This window comes from Pseudomonas maioricensis, from assembly GCF_022790535.1.
Classification (GTDB): Bacteria; Pseudomonadota; Gammaproteobacteria; order Pseudomonadales; family Pseudomonadaceae; genus Aquipseudomonas; species Aquipseudomonas maioricensis.
The window spans coordinates 320,115-337,089 of sequence record NZ_LOHG01000006.1; the positions used below are offsets into that span (position 1 = coordinate 320,115).

The following is a 16,975-nucleotide window of genomic DNA, read 5'->3' on the forward strand; positions in this document are numbered from 1 at the left end:
ATGCTGAAACCGTCGCTTGCATTGCTCGGCTGGCTGGGAGCCATGGCGGCCTTGGCGCTGCTCCTCGGCATCCTGTCTGCGCTGGCCATCAAGGTGCCCGATGAACTCGGCCTGCTGTTTGGCGGGTTGCTGCTGGCGTTACTGATGATTGCGGCGGTCGATGCATTCCGGTTGAGTCGCACCGCATCACCGCGCCTGCAACGTCAGATTCCAGGCAGCCTGGCATTGGGCCGATGGACCGATGTGCGCCTGGAACTGAGTCATGACTACTCTGGCGAACTCATCGTGCAAGTGTTCGATCATTTGCCGGATGGTTTCGAGGCCGAGCATCTTCCTCAAATCATTACGTTGCGGCCCGGCGAGCAGGCTCAACTGACCTACAGGCTGCGTCCGCTGCAACGCGGGCATTTCAAGCTTGCGCAATGTGAACTGGAGTTGCCCAGCCCGATGGGGCTTTGGCGGGCTCGTCGCCGCCTGACATTGAACGACAGCACGCGGGTCTATCCAGACTTCACCCAGATCAACGGAGGCCAGTTGCACGCCGTTGAGAACTGGCTTAGCCAGATAGGCGTGCGCCAGCGTCAGCGCCGCGGCCTGGGTATGGAGTTCAACCAGCTACGGGAGTTTCGAGAAGGCGATAGCCTGCGGCAAATCGACTGGAAAGCAACCGCCCGCCACCGAGCGCCCATCGCACGTGAATATCAAGAGGAAACCGACCAGCAAATCATCTTCATGCTCGATTGCGGCCGACGCATGCGCAGCCAGGACGGCGCGCTTTCGCATTTCGATCACGCCCTCAACGCTTTACTGCTGCTGGGGCATGTCGCGCTACGCCAAGGCGACGCAGTGGGGTTATCGACTTTTTCCACCGGGCAGGACCGCTACCTTGCGCCCGTGAAGGGGCCGAGTCAGTTGAACACCTTGCTCAATAGCGTTTACGACCTGAGTACCACCCGCAAATCTGCCGATTACAGCGCCGCTGCACGTCAGCTGTTAGCCAGGCAGAAACGCCGGGCGCTGGTGGTATTGATGACCAATGTGCGCGATGAGGATGACGAAGAATTGCTATCGGCGGTCAAACTACTCGGCCAGAAACACAGGATTCTGGTGGTCAGCTTGCGCGAAGAGGTACTGGACACTCTGCGGCAATCGCCCGTCCAGACCTATGAAGAAGCACTGTTGTATTGCGGGACCATCGATTTCTTGAACGCCCGCACCGAACTGCATCAACGCTTGGGCGCTCACGGAATCCCGGTTCTGGACTCACGACCAGCGGATCTTGGCCCAGAGCTGATCAGTCGCTATCTGAGCTGGAAAAAATCCGGGGCGCTGTGATACATCGCACTGCCATGCAGCAAACCGTATACCTGTAGGAGCTGCCGAAGGCTGCGATAGCGGTATGTCAGGAGAAATGCTTCGCAGCCTTCGGCAGCTCCTACAGAAAAACGTAAGAGCCAACTTGTGGGCGAGGCGGCCTTCGCACGATGCAGGCACAACGTCTCGCCTGCGAGATAACGCGTTGCGTCAGGCCGACGCTTCCATCGGATAAAAACTGAAGTAGTGCCTCAGGGCACGGATCAGCTCCGCATACTCTGGCGGCGACTCGGTCAGTATGAATCCAGAGTCGTAGCTACCGGGCGTCTCATCTTCATGACACCACAGGCAGGTTGCGGTCACTTCCAGCGTTACAGGCGTTCCGCGCTCACAGGGTACCTGCATGCGCAGTTCAAAATCAGCGCCTACCAGCATTGGCAGATCACTGATGAGCATCAACCCCTGCTCGGAAACATTGCCCAGACAGCCTAATTGCTTGTTGGTGTAGCGATTGAAAACCCGTAGGTAGCAAGGCAGTTGATGCCGTTCGATTCTTCGCTCTTTCAACATAGATAAAGCCGCCATAGGTGACCATTGAGCATGGTCGCGCTAAAACTCCTGATAACCGCCAAGACGGTCAGCGTCCCTGATTCAGACAAACCTTGGATTTGTCTTAGCAGTGAAACGTGACTCTGACCCGTTACAAGTCCTGGAAGTCACGTGCGTTCGTCTGCTTTTACAGAGACTAGACCAACTGCGCCGTTCAGCCACTCAAAAGCGATACAGAAGATTCAAACGGGTGTATCTAACGTTTTACAGGGCTGACCTGTGCAGTCTGCACCCGTGGATAGTGACCTAATTGCTGAAGGGTCTCCAGTCGGGCACGAGCCCTGAAAGCGTACTCACTGTAAGGGTATTGGGTGATGATGAACTGATAGGTCTGCGCTGCATCGACAAACAGTTTCTGCCGCTCCAGACACTGCCCACGCAGCATCGACACTTCAGGCTGAACATATCGGCGCGACCGGCTTTGACGATCGACCTTGGACAGGCTCAACATTACGGCCTCGCAGTCACCACGGTCATAGGACCGATAGGCGCTGTTCAAATTGGAATTCATGGCCATCCGGGTGCAGCCGCTGACAGCTGCCAGCAATACTAAAATCATCACGATTCGCATGGGACTCTCCTGTGCTCTGCAATGTATCGGCCTGAAACAAGATTTCTTCAAGCAGGTTTGACACCGATCGTCAGCCGATTGTGCACTGGCAAAACATCGCGGTAGTGCAAAGAAACATGACTACAGATCAAGACAGTAGTAGCCTCTCGCTGCGCTTCATATAAGGAGTTTGTGCATGACCGTTCGCCGCACCAAAATCGTCGCCACTCTTGGCCCTGCCAGTAACTCACCGGAAGTCATCGAACAATTGATCCTCGCGGGTCTGGACGTTGCTCGCCTGAACTTCTCCCACGGCACCCCGGATGAGCACAAGGCACGCGCCAGGCTTATTCGCGAAATCGCCGCAAAGCACGGGCGTTTCGTCGCTCTGCTGGGTGACCTGCAAGGTCCGAAAATTCGTATCGCCAAGTTCGCTGGCAAGAAAATCGAACTGAAAGTCGGTGACAAGTTCACCTTCTCCACTGTTCATCCGCTGACCGAAGGCAACCAGCAAATCGTGGGTATCGACTACCCGGATCTGGTCAAGGATTGCGGCGTAGGCGACGAGCTACTGCTCGACGACGGTCGCGTGGTCATGCGCGTCGACACCCAGACTGCCGACGAACTGCACTGCACCGTGCTGATCGGTGGTCCATTGTCTGACCACAAAGGCATCAACCGTCGCGGTGGCGGCCTCACTGCCCCGGCGTTGACCGAAAAAGACAAACTGGACATCAAGCTGGCTGCCGAAATGGAGCTGGACTATCTGGCCGTTTCGTTCCCGCGCGACGCCGCTGACATGGAATACGCCCGTAAGCTACGTGACGAGTCGGGCGGTACTGCCTGGCTGGTGGCGAAGATCGAACGTGCTGAAGCCGTGGCTAACGACGAAGTGCTGGACGCGCTGATCCGCGCCAGTGATGCCGTCATGGTTGCCCGTGGCGACCTGGGCGTTGAAATTGGTGACGCAGAGCTGGTTGGCGTGCAAAAGCGCATCATCCTGCACGCTCGTCGTCATAACAAAGCGGTGATCGTAGCGACGCAGATGATGGAGTCCATGATCTCCAGCCCGATGCCGACTCGCGCCGAAGTCTCCGACGTGGCCAACGCCGTGCTCGACTACACCGACGCTGTGATGCTGTCTGCTGAAAGTGCCGCCGGTTCTTATCCGATCGAAGCCGTTCAGGCCATGGCCCGTATCTGTATCGGCGCTGAGAAGCACCCGACAGGTAAAACCTCCAGCCACCGCATTGGTCACTCGTTCACCCGTTGTGACGAAAGCATCGCGCTGGCGGCCATGTACACCGCCAACCACTTCCCTGGCGTGAAAGCGATCATTGCCCTGACTGAAAGCGGCTATACCCCGCTGATCATGTCGCGCATCCGCTCCTCGGTGCCGATCTACGCGTTCTCCCCGCACCGCGAAACCCAAGCGCGCGCGGCCATGTTCCGTGGCGTTTACACCGTACCGTTCGACCCGGCCAACCTGCCACCAGGCCAGGTCAGCCAGTCTGCAGTGGACGAACTGCTCAAGCGCGGTCTCGTTGAGCAAGGCGATTGGGTCATCCTCACCAAGGGTGATAGCTACCACACCATCGGTGGCACCAACGGCATGAAGATCCTGCACGTCGGCGATCCTCTGGTCTAAGACCGCCCGCGCAGGAAACAAAAAGCCCCGGCTCGTAAGAGTCGGGGCTTTTTTTGTATCTGATGACCGAGGGTTAACCGCAGCGCACTTCTGTAGGAGAGACGCCGGTGTCTATGGCACCACGCAATCTCGCATTTGAATGCTTTAATCACGCCCCACAAACACATCCGCCAAGACCTGATTACGCGGAATACCCGCCAGATAGAGTCGCTTGGCAAAGGTCTCTACACTGTGTGGGCTGCCACAGACCAGCGCCATGGTCTTGCGCGACAGCATGCGCAGGTCTGCAAGCGTTGCCTCCAGTTCATCAGCCGTTACTAGCTGCACTTGAACACTGCCATGATTACTTACCAACTCAGTCAGTTCGGTACGCAGGTAATGCTCGCCGCCGTCGCGCGCCAAATGGATAAGCCTGATGGGCCCCTGATGATCCTGACGCAGTGCCTCACGCAGCACGCCCCATAACGGCCCTAGTCCGGTCCCGGCGCCCAGCAATAACAAAGGCCGCTCTTGCCAGTCCGGATCATATTGCAACGCCCCGCCACGCAGTTCGCCCAATCCTAGGCCCTCACCGACAAGCAGGTTTCGAGCGATATCAGCAAAAGCGCCCGATCGGCCGCAATCGATATGAAACTCCAGAAAACGGTCTTCTCCCGGCACACTCGCCAGTGAATACGGCCGGGCAATACCGCTTTCAGTCCACAACACCAGATGCTGACCCGCGCGGTAACGCAACGGTCGCTGCGGCTCAAGGCGTAAACGCAGCACCGCAGGGCTGAGCCAGGCACACTCCGCAACCTGCGCTGGCAGGCCGTCACGCAGAGGATCAAACGCCTGGACTGTCAAACTCTGCGTGACACGACACTGGCAAGCCAGCCGCCAGCCCTCCTGACGTTTACCCGCATCCAGCGCCTCTGGCAGCGCATCCTCGGGTTCGCCATCGATGCAGCGCACCAGGCAGGCATGGCAACTGCCCGCTCGACAGCTATAAGGGACGCTTACGCCAGCCTGGTTGAGGCTATCAAGTAAATTGCTCCCTGCTGCAACCGTCCAGTGACGGTCGCCCACATGCAACTCAGGCATCAACGTTTTCCCAACCCGCCATACAACGATTACGCCCGGCACGTTTGGCCCGATAGAGCGCCAGATCTGCTCGCTGCAACGCCTCATCAAGGTTGTCGCCACGCTGTAGCAAGGTCATGCCCACCGACAGGCTCAGGCTGCAGTCGGGCAACGTCGGCAACTCAACACGGCTAAAAGCCTCACGTACACGCTCACAACAATCGATCAGTTGTTGCTCGTTGCATTGCGGTATGAACAACACAAACTCCTCTCCACCGTAGCGCGCCAGTACATCACTGTCGCGCAGGCAATCTTCAGCACGGGCCGCAAAAGCCTGGAGTACCTGGTCGCCTGCCGAATGACCATAGTTATCGTTGATGCGCTTGAAGTGATCGAGGTCGATCAAGGCCAGCCCATGGGAAGCGTCACTGCCCAGCAGATTCAATTCCCTGGCGGCCATGCGCAAAAAGTAGCGGCGATTGTACAGATTGGTGAGCTCATCGGTAGCAGCCAACTCTTCAAGCTGCGCCATCATCCCGCGCAATGTGTCTTGGTGAGCCTGCAGGGCATAGCGGCGATGACGCATTCGCTGGCGCTGGGCATTTACATAACCGGCAAACAGGCTAAGCCACAGCAGCATGACGAACAGTGCACTGATCTGCAGGAGCACGGTTCCAGGTTTGCGCATGCTTCCGTCGAGGAACTCCCACAGGTTGATACCGGCAAAACTCAGCAGTACCAACACTGCACATCGGGCAAAGACCATTGGCGTCAATTGAAACAGGCCAAACAGAAGGATTGGCGCATACACAATCAAAAATACACCACGGGCCCCATCCAGACATGAAAGCAGCCAGGTCAGCCAACACAGGGCGAGCAATACTTGAAACTCAGTCAGACTGGCATCAGTGAAACGCTGGTTCAGCTTGGTCAGAAATACGGCAAATACGGCAAGCTGACTCAATACCACCAAAACGCAGGTAATCACTGTCACCAGCATCGGCTGATGCATTTCTCCCGTATAAATTGCCAGCCAGCTCAGCACTGTGACTAATAGATAAGTCGCCGCCGCCAGGCCAAAACGCTTCAGAAAAAGGGATTGTGTGGCGGGAGATATTTCCCGTGCGCTTATCGTGCTCAAAAAGGATTCCTTCCCATAGTGGCACCAAGCCCGGAACTTTAGACTCTCATCGAAAAGTTTCCAGCCAATACAGGTTAAATACGTTCAAATAGATTCAATTGCAACTCGCATCCCCGCCGTTGGGTCCCCCTTGATACGGGGGTTTGACGGCATTATTGCCAGCGAGACCCGCCGGTGCTGGGCAAAGCCATTCGACCGGCAAAAAAATGCGAAGCGCAAAACCGATGGATGGACCCAAGAGGTTGCGGGTTATACTGCCGCGCCTTTTTGTCGCAGCCAGCCACGCTGTTGCAGCCATGAGACATCGTTCGAACGCAGATGGCTCAGACTATATTTTGAATGTTCCCGTCCTAAAGAGGAGCGCGCACACATGACCGTGATCAAGCAAGACGACCTGATTCAGAGCGTAGCCGACGCCCTGCAATTCATTTCCTACTACCACCCGGTAGATTTCATTCAGGCCATGCACGAAGCCTATCTGCGCGAGGAGTCGCCTGCTGCACGTGACTCCATGGCACAGATCCTGATCAACTCGCGCATGTGCGCGACCGGTCATCGCCCGATCTGCCAGGACACCGGCATCGTCACCGTATTCGTGCGTGTTGGCATGGACGTACGTTGGGACGGGGCCACCATGGGCCTCGACGACATGATCAACGAAGGCGTGCGCCGTGCTTACAACTTGCCGGAAAACGTCTTGCGCGCCTCGATCCTGGCCGATCCGGCCGGTGCGCGTAAAAACACCAAAGACAACACTCCAGCCGTTATCCACTACTCCATCGTCCCGGGTAACACCGTGGAAGTGGACGTGGCTGCCAAAGGCGGCGGCTCGGAAAACAAATCGAAAATGGCGATGCTCAACCCGTCCGACTCGATCGTCGACTGGGTCCTGAAAACCGTGCCGACCATGGGCGCCGGCTGGTGTCCGCCTGGCATGCTCGGCATTGGTATTGGCGGTACTGCTGAGAAAGCCGCCGTCATGGCCAAAGAAGTGCTGATGGAGTCCATCGACATCCATGAGCTGAAAAAGCGCGGCCCGTCCAGCCGTATCGAAGAGATGCGCCTGGAACTGTTCGAAAAGGTCAACCAACTGGGCATCGGTGCCCAGGGCCTCGGCGGTCTGACCACCGTGCTCGACGTGAAGATCATGGATTACCCGACTCACGCGGCCTCGCTGCCGGTGTGCATGATTCCTAACTGTGCCGCCACCCGCCACGCGCATTTCGTGCTTGATGGTTCCGGCCCGGCCTCGCTGGAAGCGCCATCGCTGGATGCCTACCCGGAAATCGTCTGGGAAGCAGGCCCGTCGGCCCGTCGCGTCAACCTCGACACCCTGACCCCGGAAGACGTGCAAAGCTGGAAGCCGGGCGAAACTGTCCTGCTCAACGGCAAGATGCTCACCGGCCGCGACGCAGCACACAAGCGCATGGTCGAAATGCTCAACAAGGGCGAAACCCTGCCAGTGGACCTCAAAGGTCGCTTCATCTACTACGTCGGCCCGGTTGATCCGGTGCGCGAAGAAGTGGTTGGCCCGGCTGGCCCGACTACCGCCACGCGGATGGACAAATTCACCCGGCAGATCCTTGATCAAACCGGCCTGCTGGGCATGATCGGCAAATCCGAACGCGGCCCGACCGCTATCGAAGCGATCAAGGACTACAAGGCCGTGTACCTGATGGCGGTCGGCGGTGCTGCTTATCTGGTGGCTCAGGCGATCAAGAAGTCGAAAGTCGTGGCCTTTGCCGAGCTGGGCATGGAAGCGATCTACGAGTTCGAAGTTAAAGACATGCCTGTGACGGTCGCCGTAGACAGCAAGGGCGAATCCGTACACATCACCGGCCCGCAGATCTGGCAGAAAAAGATAAGCGACAGCTTGGCGGTGGAAGTGCAGTAAGCAGGCCCTGCCACGTAACGACATCAATTGCCTTGCGAGCGTAAGCGCTCAAAGGGCAATTGCTTCTCGTAAAGCTCACTGAGAGCATCTGAGCGACTACATAAGCGCTAACATCATGTGTGCAGGACTGCTCGCCGACTCGCGACTTGCGCTTTCAATTTCCCCAAGTAAACAAATGGCTTGCGAGCAGACATCAAGTCATCATGACTCAAATGCGCTTCATACATGTTGTTGGCCTCTCCCGTCTGACTTGTCGGGCTTTCCTCCGGATAAGCCGTAATGTGCTCCACCAACTGCCGTTTATTGAATAGCAGATTTTCTACCAAAGACGCCCCCCCTATGTCACCGGCATCAATCTCATAAAAGTTGTAGGTATGCCCCGAGTTCGCAGCATAATAAATCGCGCCTTCCAGAGTTTCCGCAACAATCAAAGCGCGACCGCTGATCATTTTTTTTATCGCGGTAAATTCGTCAGAGGGGTGGAATCCTTGTTGCAGCACCTCGCCTGGTTCTCGGCGATCCGCGCGATAGACCTTGCCGCCAAACTTATCTCTGACCAGCAGACCTCTGCTATTAAGGCTGTAGTTATTTTTACCTAAAATATCGAGGGCAGCATGCTGCTCGGTGGTCGGCTCAATCAGAGTAGTCGGGCTGCCCGGAGGACTGGAGTCAGACAGTTGCGAAGAATGACTTGCTGGCGAATCACTCTCTAAGTACTTATTGGTCTCGTTGGTTCCACTGCCGCTAGCCGCTTCCGGAACCTCCGAAAAAAGCATTGGAAGTCCTAGTCCGATAAGAAAGTCTGGCTCATTATCCAGGTAGGTATCCAATACGGTAGACAGAAGATTGTCTGCAGGCAGCTTAGTGACCCCTCCATTCAGATCAACTCTGCTCACAGGGTTGCTTGCGCAGAACCTGTATAGATTTAAACCGTCTTTCGTACCTAGTGGATCCGGGTTAATCCAGCGAAACAACCAAGGCGCGTAACACCGCAACCCATAATAATAAAGCCCGCTCGCATCCCGCTCTTTATCTGAATAACGCACCGTCTTGTAGTTGGCTTCCACTGCGTTGCGCCCTGCCCACCACGAAGTACCACCAAACGGGTAATAACGCTCCTGACTGATCACATCCGCCGTACCATCCAGCTCCAGCGTGCTGGAACGCAAATGATCACTCAGGCTGTAGCGCACCTGATCATTGGCAATGTCATCGGGATTGCTGTCCTCCAGCCAGTGCAGAACTCGCACTTCGCTTCGCCCCGCCTGGACCGTGATGACATCCAGGCTCCGGCCGGTGGCAGTATCGGTGCGCATTTCAAGGCCAGGCAAATAACGTACTTCTGCACGATGCGTAGTGTTCGCGGCCAGAATCATTCGAACTTTGCGTAGACGCTGACCACTGCCGTCATACACATAACGCTCATCATCATTGGCGGCATCTTCGCGCTGGACAGGGGTCACTTTCTGTAATTGATTGCGCGCATCCCACGTTAGCCCCTGACCGGGCTGCAACTGAAGCAGATTGCCGTTGGCATCAAACGCAGCCGTCAGTTCGGCTTCATCGGGGATGTGATCGTCAAAGACGGGAAGGCTGCGATTGCTGTAACGGGCCGTGATCATCCGCCGAGTATATTGCTGCCCACCGACGTGGCGCAGCGTGAGCAAGTTGCCCCCCGCATCGTAATCATAAAACTGGCTGTAGTTTGCTAACTGGTTAGGGGCCGCGGGTGACTGAAACACCGGTAGCGGCGGGTGGATGGCAGCGTCCCGCGCCTCGCGCCCCGTCGCTTCGATCAGCTGATACAGCGTGTCGTACCGGTAAGCACCTACGTCCACAATAGCCTGATTACGGAAGTACCGGGTCGGCTGGGCCGCATCTTCGATGCGCAGGATATTGCCGACCGGATCGTGCTCATAGTTTAAATCCTGAAGGGTCGTGCCATCGCTCTTGCGCGCCGTCAGCCCTAGCAATAACCCAGTGGCCGGATCATAGAAGGTGCGAGTCTGCACACCATTGCCTGCCGTTTCAGCGTCAACCTGACCGAACGCGTTATAACAAATGTCGCCGACTAACAGGCGCTCACTCTGCCCTGCAAGCCGTAGATGCGTGCTACGCAGTGTGCCGGCACAGGTCATCTCAAGACGCTGGACATTGCCCTGCGCATCGGTCTGACCTGTGGTTTCGCCCAACGCATTGACCTGACGGCGAGTCAACGCTGCTTGTGCCGTTGGTTCAAGCAGCGCATCCCGTCCAGACTCTTCAACGGGCCAGTCAGGCGACTCCAGATCGCGCGCAAAGCGCCGCGCCTCCTGTATCAACAAGCCGCCGAGGCTATAGTCCTCCCCCCAGTGAGTGCCCGCCGGATCATCATGACGCAGCAGCCGACCACAACGATTGTGCAAAGCAGCGTCGTCGCCCGCACCGCCATAAGTAAACCGCTCAAGCGTACAGGCTGGCCCTGTTTGACCTTGCTGCTGAATCGCCTGCGGTCGCAGCATATCGTCGTAATCAATGGCGGAGTGCGTGCCACGACCGTCCCAGCTTTCAAGCCACTGACCTGCCTCCCCTCTCAATCCCAGCCGCCACCCTGCATCAGTGCTTTGGCTCAACAGTAGCGCCCCGCCAAGGCTGAACGTTTGAGTCAGGTTCGCAGGTACATCGGCATCTGCTTCAAACAGCGCAAACAGGCGTGGATCGCGACACGCCAATGGCCGACCTTGGGCATCATAAGTCTGTTGTTCGACGCGAAGTTCAGCAAGGTCTCCCAACACCCGGCGATGGAACTGGAGCACACGGACATTCAAGGCGCGTGAGTCCTGCACGGAGATGACCGGTGTATGGCGGTGAACAAGCAAATCCGGGGTCGGCATTGCAAATGTCTCCCGACGCAAATCCCCTCAAGCAATAAATAATAACGATCCACCGCTTTAAAATAACCAGCTAAAACGCACTAACGGTAATAGCCAAATATTCCATTGCTCCCGGAATTACTACTTACACGTTGTTTTTTATTGAAAACTCCAGACAACACATGGCATGACTGTCATTTATGACAGGTAGACGTCTATTCAAAAAAGTCCACACTCAACGGGACCTTAATCGAGAGCGTCGCCGCCATGACAGACCCGTCTTTTTCTTTATTGGCCAATCTCAGTAGAGCCGAAACTTCCTCTGCTGCAAACAGTGATCGTTCCCACAGAAAATCTCATCATTTCAGAAAGTAATGTGTTGTTTGATAGCAGGTAAGCCAGACCATGGCCACTCAAGAACAGGCACAACAAGACCCGCAACCCATGCTTGCCACCCCTTCACTGCCCAAAGGCGGTGGTGCCATTCAAAGCATCGGCAAAGGCTGGGGACCGGTGGGCAACAGCGGCACGGCGTCACTGGGCATTGGCCTGCCGATTACGCAAGGCCGGGGTTATGCGCCGGACCTTTCGCTCAATTATCAGAGCACTGCGGGCAATGGCCTGTTCGGCCTGGGCTGGAACCTGAACCTGGGATGCGTGGCCCGGCGCTCCAGCAAAGGCGTACCGACATACACCGATGATGATGTGATGCTCGGCCCCAGTGGTGACGTCTGGCTGCCTGAGCGTGACAACAGCGGCGCCGTTGTCTGCACTCCGGCAACAGCCCCCCATGATGGAGGCATCGCGTATCAGGTAATCCGGTATTTCGCACGGGTCGAAGGCGCGTTCGAGCGGATCGAACATTGGCGTGTCAATACAGTCGATCCTGGCTTCTGGCTGATCCACGGCGCGGATGGCAGCCTGCATTTCTACGGCAAGAGAGCCTCCTCGCGCAGCACCGACCCGGCCGATTCCAACCATGTCGCCGAGTGGCTGCTGGAAGAAAGCATGAACGCCCACGGCGAACATATTCTTTATGAATACAAGGCCGAGGATGAAGTGGGCCTGGGGCCCGATCACCCGCGAGACTTCATCGCCCAGTGCTATTTGTGGCGAGTACGTTGGGGCAATTTTCTGGCCCACGCCGAACTGTACTTGTGGGACGAAGCTGCACTGGAAGGGCTGAACTGGCATTTCGATTTGCTCTTCGACTACGGCGAGCGCAACGAAGCCACTGCTCACCAGAAACCGACCTATGAGGAACCTGCTGAATCCAGTTGGCATGTGCGCAGCGATCCTCACTCCAGTTTTGCTTATGGCTTTGAACTGGGTAATTTGAGGCTGTGCCAACAAATCCTGATGTTTCATCACTTTCCTGATGAACTGGCAGAGTCTCCGCTGCTGATTCAAGCCCTGCTACTGGAATATGCCGCTGACCCTCTTGGTTACAACAAGCTGGTCAACGCCCACAGTCAGGCCTGGGATGGGACGAACTTACACAAGCTGGATCAGCGCCCATCGATGGAATTCAAATACAGCGAATTCAACAAGGCGACGGGTGAGTTCAAGCCTTTCGATTCGATGCCCGGGCTCAACGATGGCCAGTCCTGGCAATTGGTCGACTTATATGGCGAGGGCTTGCCGGGCGTGCTCTTTCGCAGCGATAAGGGTTGGCTCTATCGCGAGCCGATGCGCGCGGATGCCGGTGGCGATGAAATTGCCTACGGCGACTGGCAGACCTTGCCCCAGATCCCCCTTGCTGACGCCAGGACGATGGTGCTGCAGTCGCTCACCGACCAGACTGGCGATGGCCGCCTTGACTGGATCGTCGCGCAGCCGGGAATGGCTGGCTTCTTCACTCTCAACCCTGATCGTAGCTGGTCGCGGTTCGTCACCTTTGCGGCCTTCCCGACGGAGTTCTTTAACCCCCAAGGGCAGTTGGCCGATCTGGTGGGCGGTGGCCTGTCGGATCTGGCGATGATCGGGCCCCGTAGCGTGCGGCTGTATGCCAATCGCCGAACCGAGGGCTTCGCTGCGCCGGTCGATGTCCCGCATAACGAAGACCGGTTACCGCTGGTGAGCGACAGCCCCAACGAACTGGTGGCCTTCAGTGACTTGCTGGGCACCGGCCAACAACACCTGATCCGCATTCGCCATGACGAGATCCGCTTCTGGCCGAATCTGGGGCGTGGACATTTCGGTAAAGGCCAGCTGTTTGCCGAACTGACTTTCGATTATGAAACGTTCGATGCCGGGCGGATCAGGCTGGCCGACCTGGATGGCTCCGGCGCCAGCGACGTGCTTTACCTGCAGACGGACGATATTCAGGTGTTCATGAACAAGGGTGGTAACGGCCTCGCTCCGCCTTTTAGCCAACAATGGCCCAACGGTGTGCGCTATGACCGTTTCTGCCAGGTCAGCCTGGTCGATCTGCAAGGTCTGGGTTGCGCAAGCGTGGTGCTCACCGTGCCACATATGACACCTCGACACTGGCACCTGTCCTACCCTGAAAAACCGTATTTACTCAACCAGACCGACAACCACTTCGGTGGTTTGGGCAAGGTCACTTATCGCAGCTCGGCACAGGAATGGCTGGACGAGAAACAGGCTTTGCGCGCCGCCGATAAGCCAGCAATTTCGTACTTGCCATTTGCGGTGCACGTTGTAGTCAAGCAAACCCAGGAAGACTGGGTCACCAGAAACACACTCACGCAATTATTCCAGTATCGGCAAGGCTATTACGATCCTCATGACCGGGACTTCCGGGGCTTTGGCCTGGTCCTGCAAACCGACAGCGAAAAACCGGTAAACCCGCAGAGTGACTTCACGGCTCCTGTTTTGAGGAAGATCTGGTATCACACCGGGCGCTTTCCCGAAACTGACCACGATGACTACGACAGCAGCGACCCGCACGCTCAGGTATTGGGTGAGCACCTGTTATCCGAACTCTCTGGGGAGACAGACCGCCTGATCGATGAAGCCGATCCTGCCACACAACGAGAAATGAGCCGTGCACTCAGCGGCTCGGTATTGCGCAACGAAGTGTTCGGCCTTGATAACCAGATGCAGCCAAACGTACTGTATGCCGTGCAAGCGTCTCGCTATCTGGTGCGTCAATTGCTCGGGCTGTCTGAGCATCAGCCCTATGCCTTGATGCTGCCGCAGGTACTTGAATCAATCAGCTATCGCTACGAAGCAGATGAGCTGGAAGACCCTCAGTGCGAGCACAGCCTGAACCTGGCCAGGGACCGCTATGGCGTGCTGACCCACGGCGTAACCGTGAACTATGCACGACGCAAGAAACCGGGCGATACACCGCCCTTCGACGATGAGCACCAGAACACTTGGTGGCAGGCGTCCCATGACGAAGCGCAACAGCATTTCTATCTGAACGAAACCCGCGCCCAGGTCATTCATCTGGACAGCCCACAAAGCTGGCGCCTGGGTCTGCCCTATCGCATGCGAGCCAATGCGATGGTTGTCCCGGTCAACGAGCTTTCAACCGATGCCATTAGCTACGAAAGCTTCATCAGCTCTCAGGGCCCGTTTGCGAATCTGCCCCGAACTCTGACGGCTTTATCCGTACAGCGTTACATCGGCTGCGGCGACGGCGAAGCCACCTTCGAAGCGTTAGCCGATGCAACGGAAAGCGCCGAACTCGATGACCATGCGCTAAGCGCTTACGAGCGAGTGATGGACGCAGAACAACTGGCAGCGCGGCTTGAAGAAATCGGCTACCAGCAAATGCCCAGCTTCTTACCCGATGATGGCTTGAATCTCTGGTCGGTCAAACGCGGCTTCGCCAGTTATGCCGGGCTGGAAGGTTTTTACCTGCCCGAGACTTTCAGGCCTACCCGCAGCCATGGCTGGACCGAAGTCGAGTACGACGACTATCACATGCTAATGGTTCGAGTGACCGACCCTGTGGGGTGCACAACCCAGGCAACTTATGACTACCGCACCTTGCAGCCACGACAAATCATCGATCCCAACCAGAACACCCAAGAAGCAGACTACGATGCGTTTGGCCGGATATGGGCGACCAGTTTTTATGGAACTGAATCAGGCGAGGCCGTGGGTTTCGACCCTCTGAACACGGGCGTGCACATATTGGGGGGAACCCGGCAGGCTGTCGAGGATCCAGAACTGGTGCTTGCAAGGCAGGCCAGCGTCTATTACTACGACGCCAATATGACCCACGATACCGGCCGTATCCCCTTCGGCACCGCGGCCCTCCAAGCGGACCGCTACCCCGACGATCCGAGTAAGCAAATCAGAATCATCCTGACCTCTGTGGACGGCTTTGGTCGCCCCCTGCAAACACGTCAGCTCGTCGAAGCCGGTGACGCTTACAAAGTTGATGACTTCGGCAATCTGGACATAGTGGGCGGCCAACCTGTCATCGTCCATGCTGAAAAGCGCTGGCGGGTCAGCGAGCGCGTGGAATACAACAACAAGGGCCTCGTGGTCAGGGTCTATCGCCCTTACTTCGCCAGCAATCACGTCTATGTCAACGACCGGCAAATGCGTGATTACGGCTACCACGACAAACAGTTCTACGACCCGTTGGGCCGCCCCACTAAAACCCTCACTGCCAAGGGCTGGATGCGACGCCTGACCTACAGGACCTGGTACACCATCAGCGAGGATGAAAACGACACCGCCGAAGAAGTGGAAGCCTTGCGATGAGCCATGCCCTGCATGCTCAGACACCGATGCTCAGCGTCGTGGACAGCCGCGGCCTGCCGGTGCGCCTGATCGCGTGTCATCGCCTCACCACTGCCGACGCGCCCGACCTGCGTGTGACACGCCAAGAGTACAACCCGACCGGACGCCTGATCGCCAGCCAGGATCCGCGCTTGCCAACGCCCAATCAAATCAGCGTACATAGCCTTTCCGGCCAAGTGTTGTTCACCGACAGCGTCGATGCCGGTTGGCGGGTGGCACTGCTGGGCGACGCCGGGCAATTGATTGAGGACTGGGACCGTCGCGGCAGTCACGCGCTGGTTGAATACGATGAGATGCTGCGGCCGGTATTGACCAGCGAAGCTACGGGGGATTCTGTTGGAGCGACCGGGGTGGCGCTCCAACAGGGTTTGGCTGTCGAACGGTTCACGTATGGCGGACCGGAAACGTCCGACCACAACCAGTGCAATCAACTCATCCGCCATGACGATACAGCAGGCACGATCCATCGCCCGGAATACGGCCTGCTTGGTTCTCCGCTAACCGAAGTTCGACATTTCTTGCGCACGCTGGAGCTGCCCGACTGGCCGTTGGCGATTGCCGAGCGAGACGCCTTGCTGGAGACCGGTGGCTTTGCATCGGCCTGGGGCTTCAACGCGCTGGGTGAAGTGATCGAACAAACCGATGCCATGGGCAATACCCGGCGTTTCGAACACACCGTGGCAGGCCAACTGAAATCGGTTTCCCTTGGTGAACAGATCGTGCTCAGCGACATCCGCTACAACGCTTTCGATCAGGTCGAGCAGCAAACCGCAGGCAATGGCGTGATCAGCTGTTCTCTCTATGACCCACAAACCGGGCGGCTAAGCGAACTCAGCGCAGCGCTGCCTGACGCACCGCCGCTGCAGCTTTTGAATTACAGCTACGACCCGGTCGGCAATATCGAACAGATCGAAGATGCCGCGCAGCCAGCGCGTTTCTTCGCCAACCAGCGCATCGAGCCAATCAGCCAGTATCGTTACGACACCCTGTACCAATTGATCGAAGCCACCGGCCGGGAAGTCAAAACCGGCGCCAGCCACGGCCCCGCCCTGCCCGACCTGCAGAACCTGCCGCCTGATCCCAACCAGATCGCTAATTACACACAAACCTACGATTACGATGCGGGCGGTAATTTACTGGCAATGCACCACCTCGGCGCCCAGCCCTTTAACCGTTT

At 57.1% G+C, this 16,975-nt stretch carries 10 protein-coding genes; 5 read left to right on the forward strand and 5 right to left on the reverse strand.

Annotated elements, in window-relative coordinates; genetic code table 11:
- Window positions 1-3 precede the first annotated feature (3 nt).
- Window positions 4-1,335: a DUF58 domain-containing protein gene (locus AUC61_RS12515; RefSeq protein WP_243246540.1), complete on the forward strand. Its 1,332-nt coding sequence runs from the start codon at window positions 4-6 to the stop codon at window positions 1,333-1,335.
- 189 nt (window positions 1,336-1,524) lie between these two features.
- Here AUC61_RS12515 and AUC61_RS12520 read toward each other — a convergent pair whose 3' ends face one another.
- Together AUC61_RS12520 and AUC61_RS12525 are read right to left on the reverse strand one after the other, a co-directional pair.
- Window positions 1,525-1,884, reverse strand: coding sequence for a PilZ domain-containing protein (locus AUC61_RS12520; RefSeq protein WP_122665534.1), 360 nt, complete (start codon window positions 1,882-1,884; stop codon window positions 1,525-1,527).
- Between the two features lie 235 nt (window positions 1,885-2,119).
- On the reverse strand, window positions 2,120-2,494 hold the full coding sequence (locus tag AUC61_RS12525) for a tetratricopeptide repeat protein (protein ID WP_027900594.1): 375 nt from the start codon (window positions 2,492-2,494) through the stop codon (window positions 2,120-2,122).
- Window positions 2,495-2,669: 175 nt separating this feature from the next.
- Between AUC61_RS12525 and pyk the strand changes: the two genes are divergently transcribed.
- Window positions 2,670-4,121, forward strand: coding sequence for a pyruvate kinase (gene pyk, locus AUC61_RS12530; RefSeq protein WP_243246523.1), 1,452 nt, complete (start codon window positions 2,670-2,672; stop codon window positions 4,119-4,121).
- 144 nt (window positions 4,122-4,265) lie between these two features.
- Here the strand turns inward: pyk and AUC61_RS12535 are convergent, their stop codons facing one another.
- Together AUC61_RS12535 and AUC61_RS12540 are read right to left on the reverse strand one after the other, a co-directional pair.
- On the reverse strand, window positions 4,266-5,204 hold the full coding sequence (locus AUC61_RS12535; protein WP_243246524.1) for an iron-sulfur-binding ferredoxin reductase: 939 nt from the start codon (window positions 5,202-5,204) through the stop codon (window positions 4,266-4,268).
- Complete coding sequence (locus tag AUC61_RS12540) at window positions 5,197-6,315, reverse strand: GGDEF domain-containing protein (RefSeq protein WP_243246541.1); 1,119 nt, start codon at window positions 6,313-6,315, stop codon at window positions 5,197-5,199. Before AUC61_RS12540 ends, AUC61_RS12535 begins: the two co-directional genes overlap by 8 nt.
- A 379-nt stretch (window positions 6,316-6,694) precedes the next feature.
- On the opposite strand from AUC61_RS12540, the gene AUC61_RS12545 reads away from it, so the two are divergent.
- Window positions 6,695-8,218, forward strand: coding sequence for a fumarate hydratase (locus AUC61_RS12545; protein WP_243246525.1), 1,524 nt, complete (start codon window positions 6,695-6,697; stop codon window positions 8,216-8,218).
- 113 nt (window positions 8,219-8,331) lie between these two features.
- Here the strand turns inward: AUC61_RS12545 and AUC61_RS12550 are convergent, their stop codons facing one another.
- Window positions 8,332-11,091, reverse strand: a complete 2,760-nt coding sequence (locus AUC61_RS12550; protein ID WP_243246526.1) for an RHS repeat-associated core domain-containing protein — start codon at window positions 11,089-11,091, stop codon at window positions 8,332-8,334.
- A gap of 384 nt (window positions 11,092-11,475) precedes the next feature.
- Between AUC61_RS12550 and AUC61_RS12555 the strand changes: the two genes are divergently transcribed.
- Complete coding sequence (locus AUC61_RS12555) at window positions 11,476-15,759, forward strand: SpvB/TcaC N-terminal domain-containing protein (RefSeq protein WP_243246527.1); 4,284 nt, start codon at window positions 11,476-11,478, stop codon at window positions 15,757-15,759.
- On the forward strand, window positions 15,756-16,975 hold a 1,220-nt coding region (locus AUC61_RS12560; protein WP_422765265.1), incomplete at its 3' end, for an RHS repeat domain-containing protein. The genes AUC61_RS12555 and AUC61_RS12560, both read left to right, overlap by 4 nt.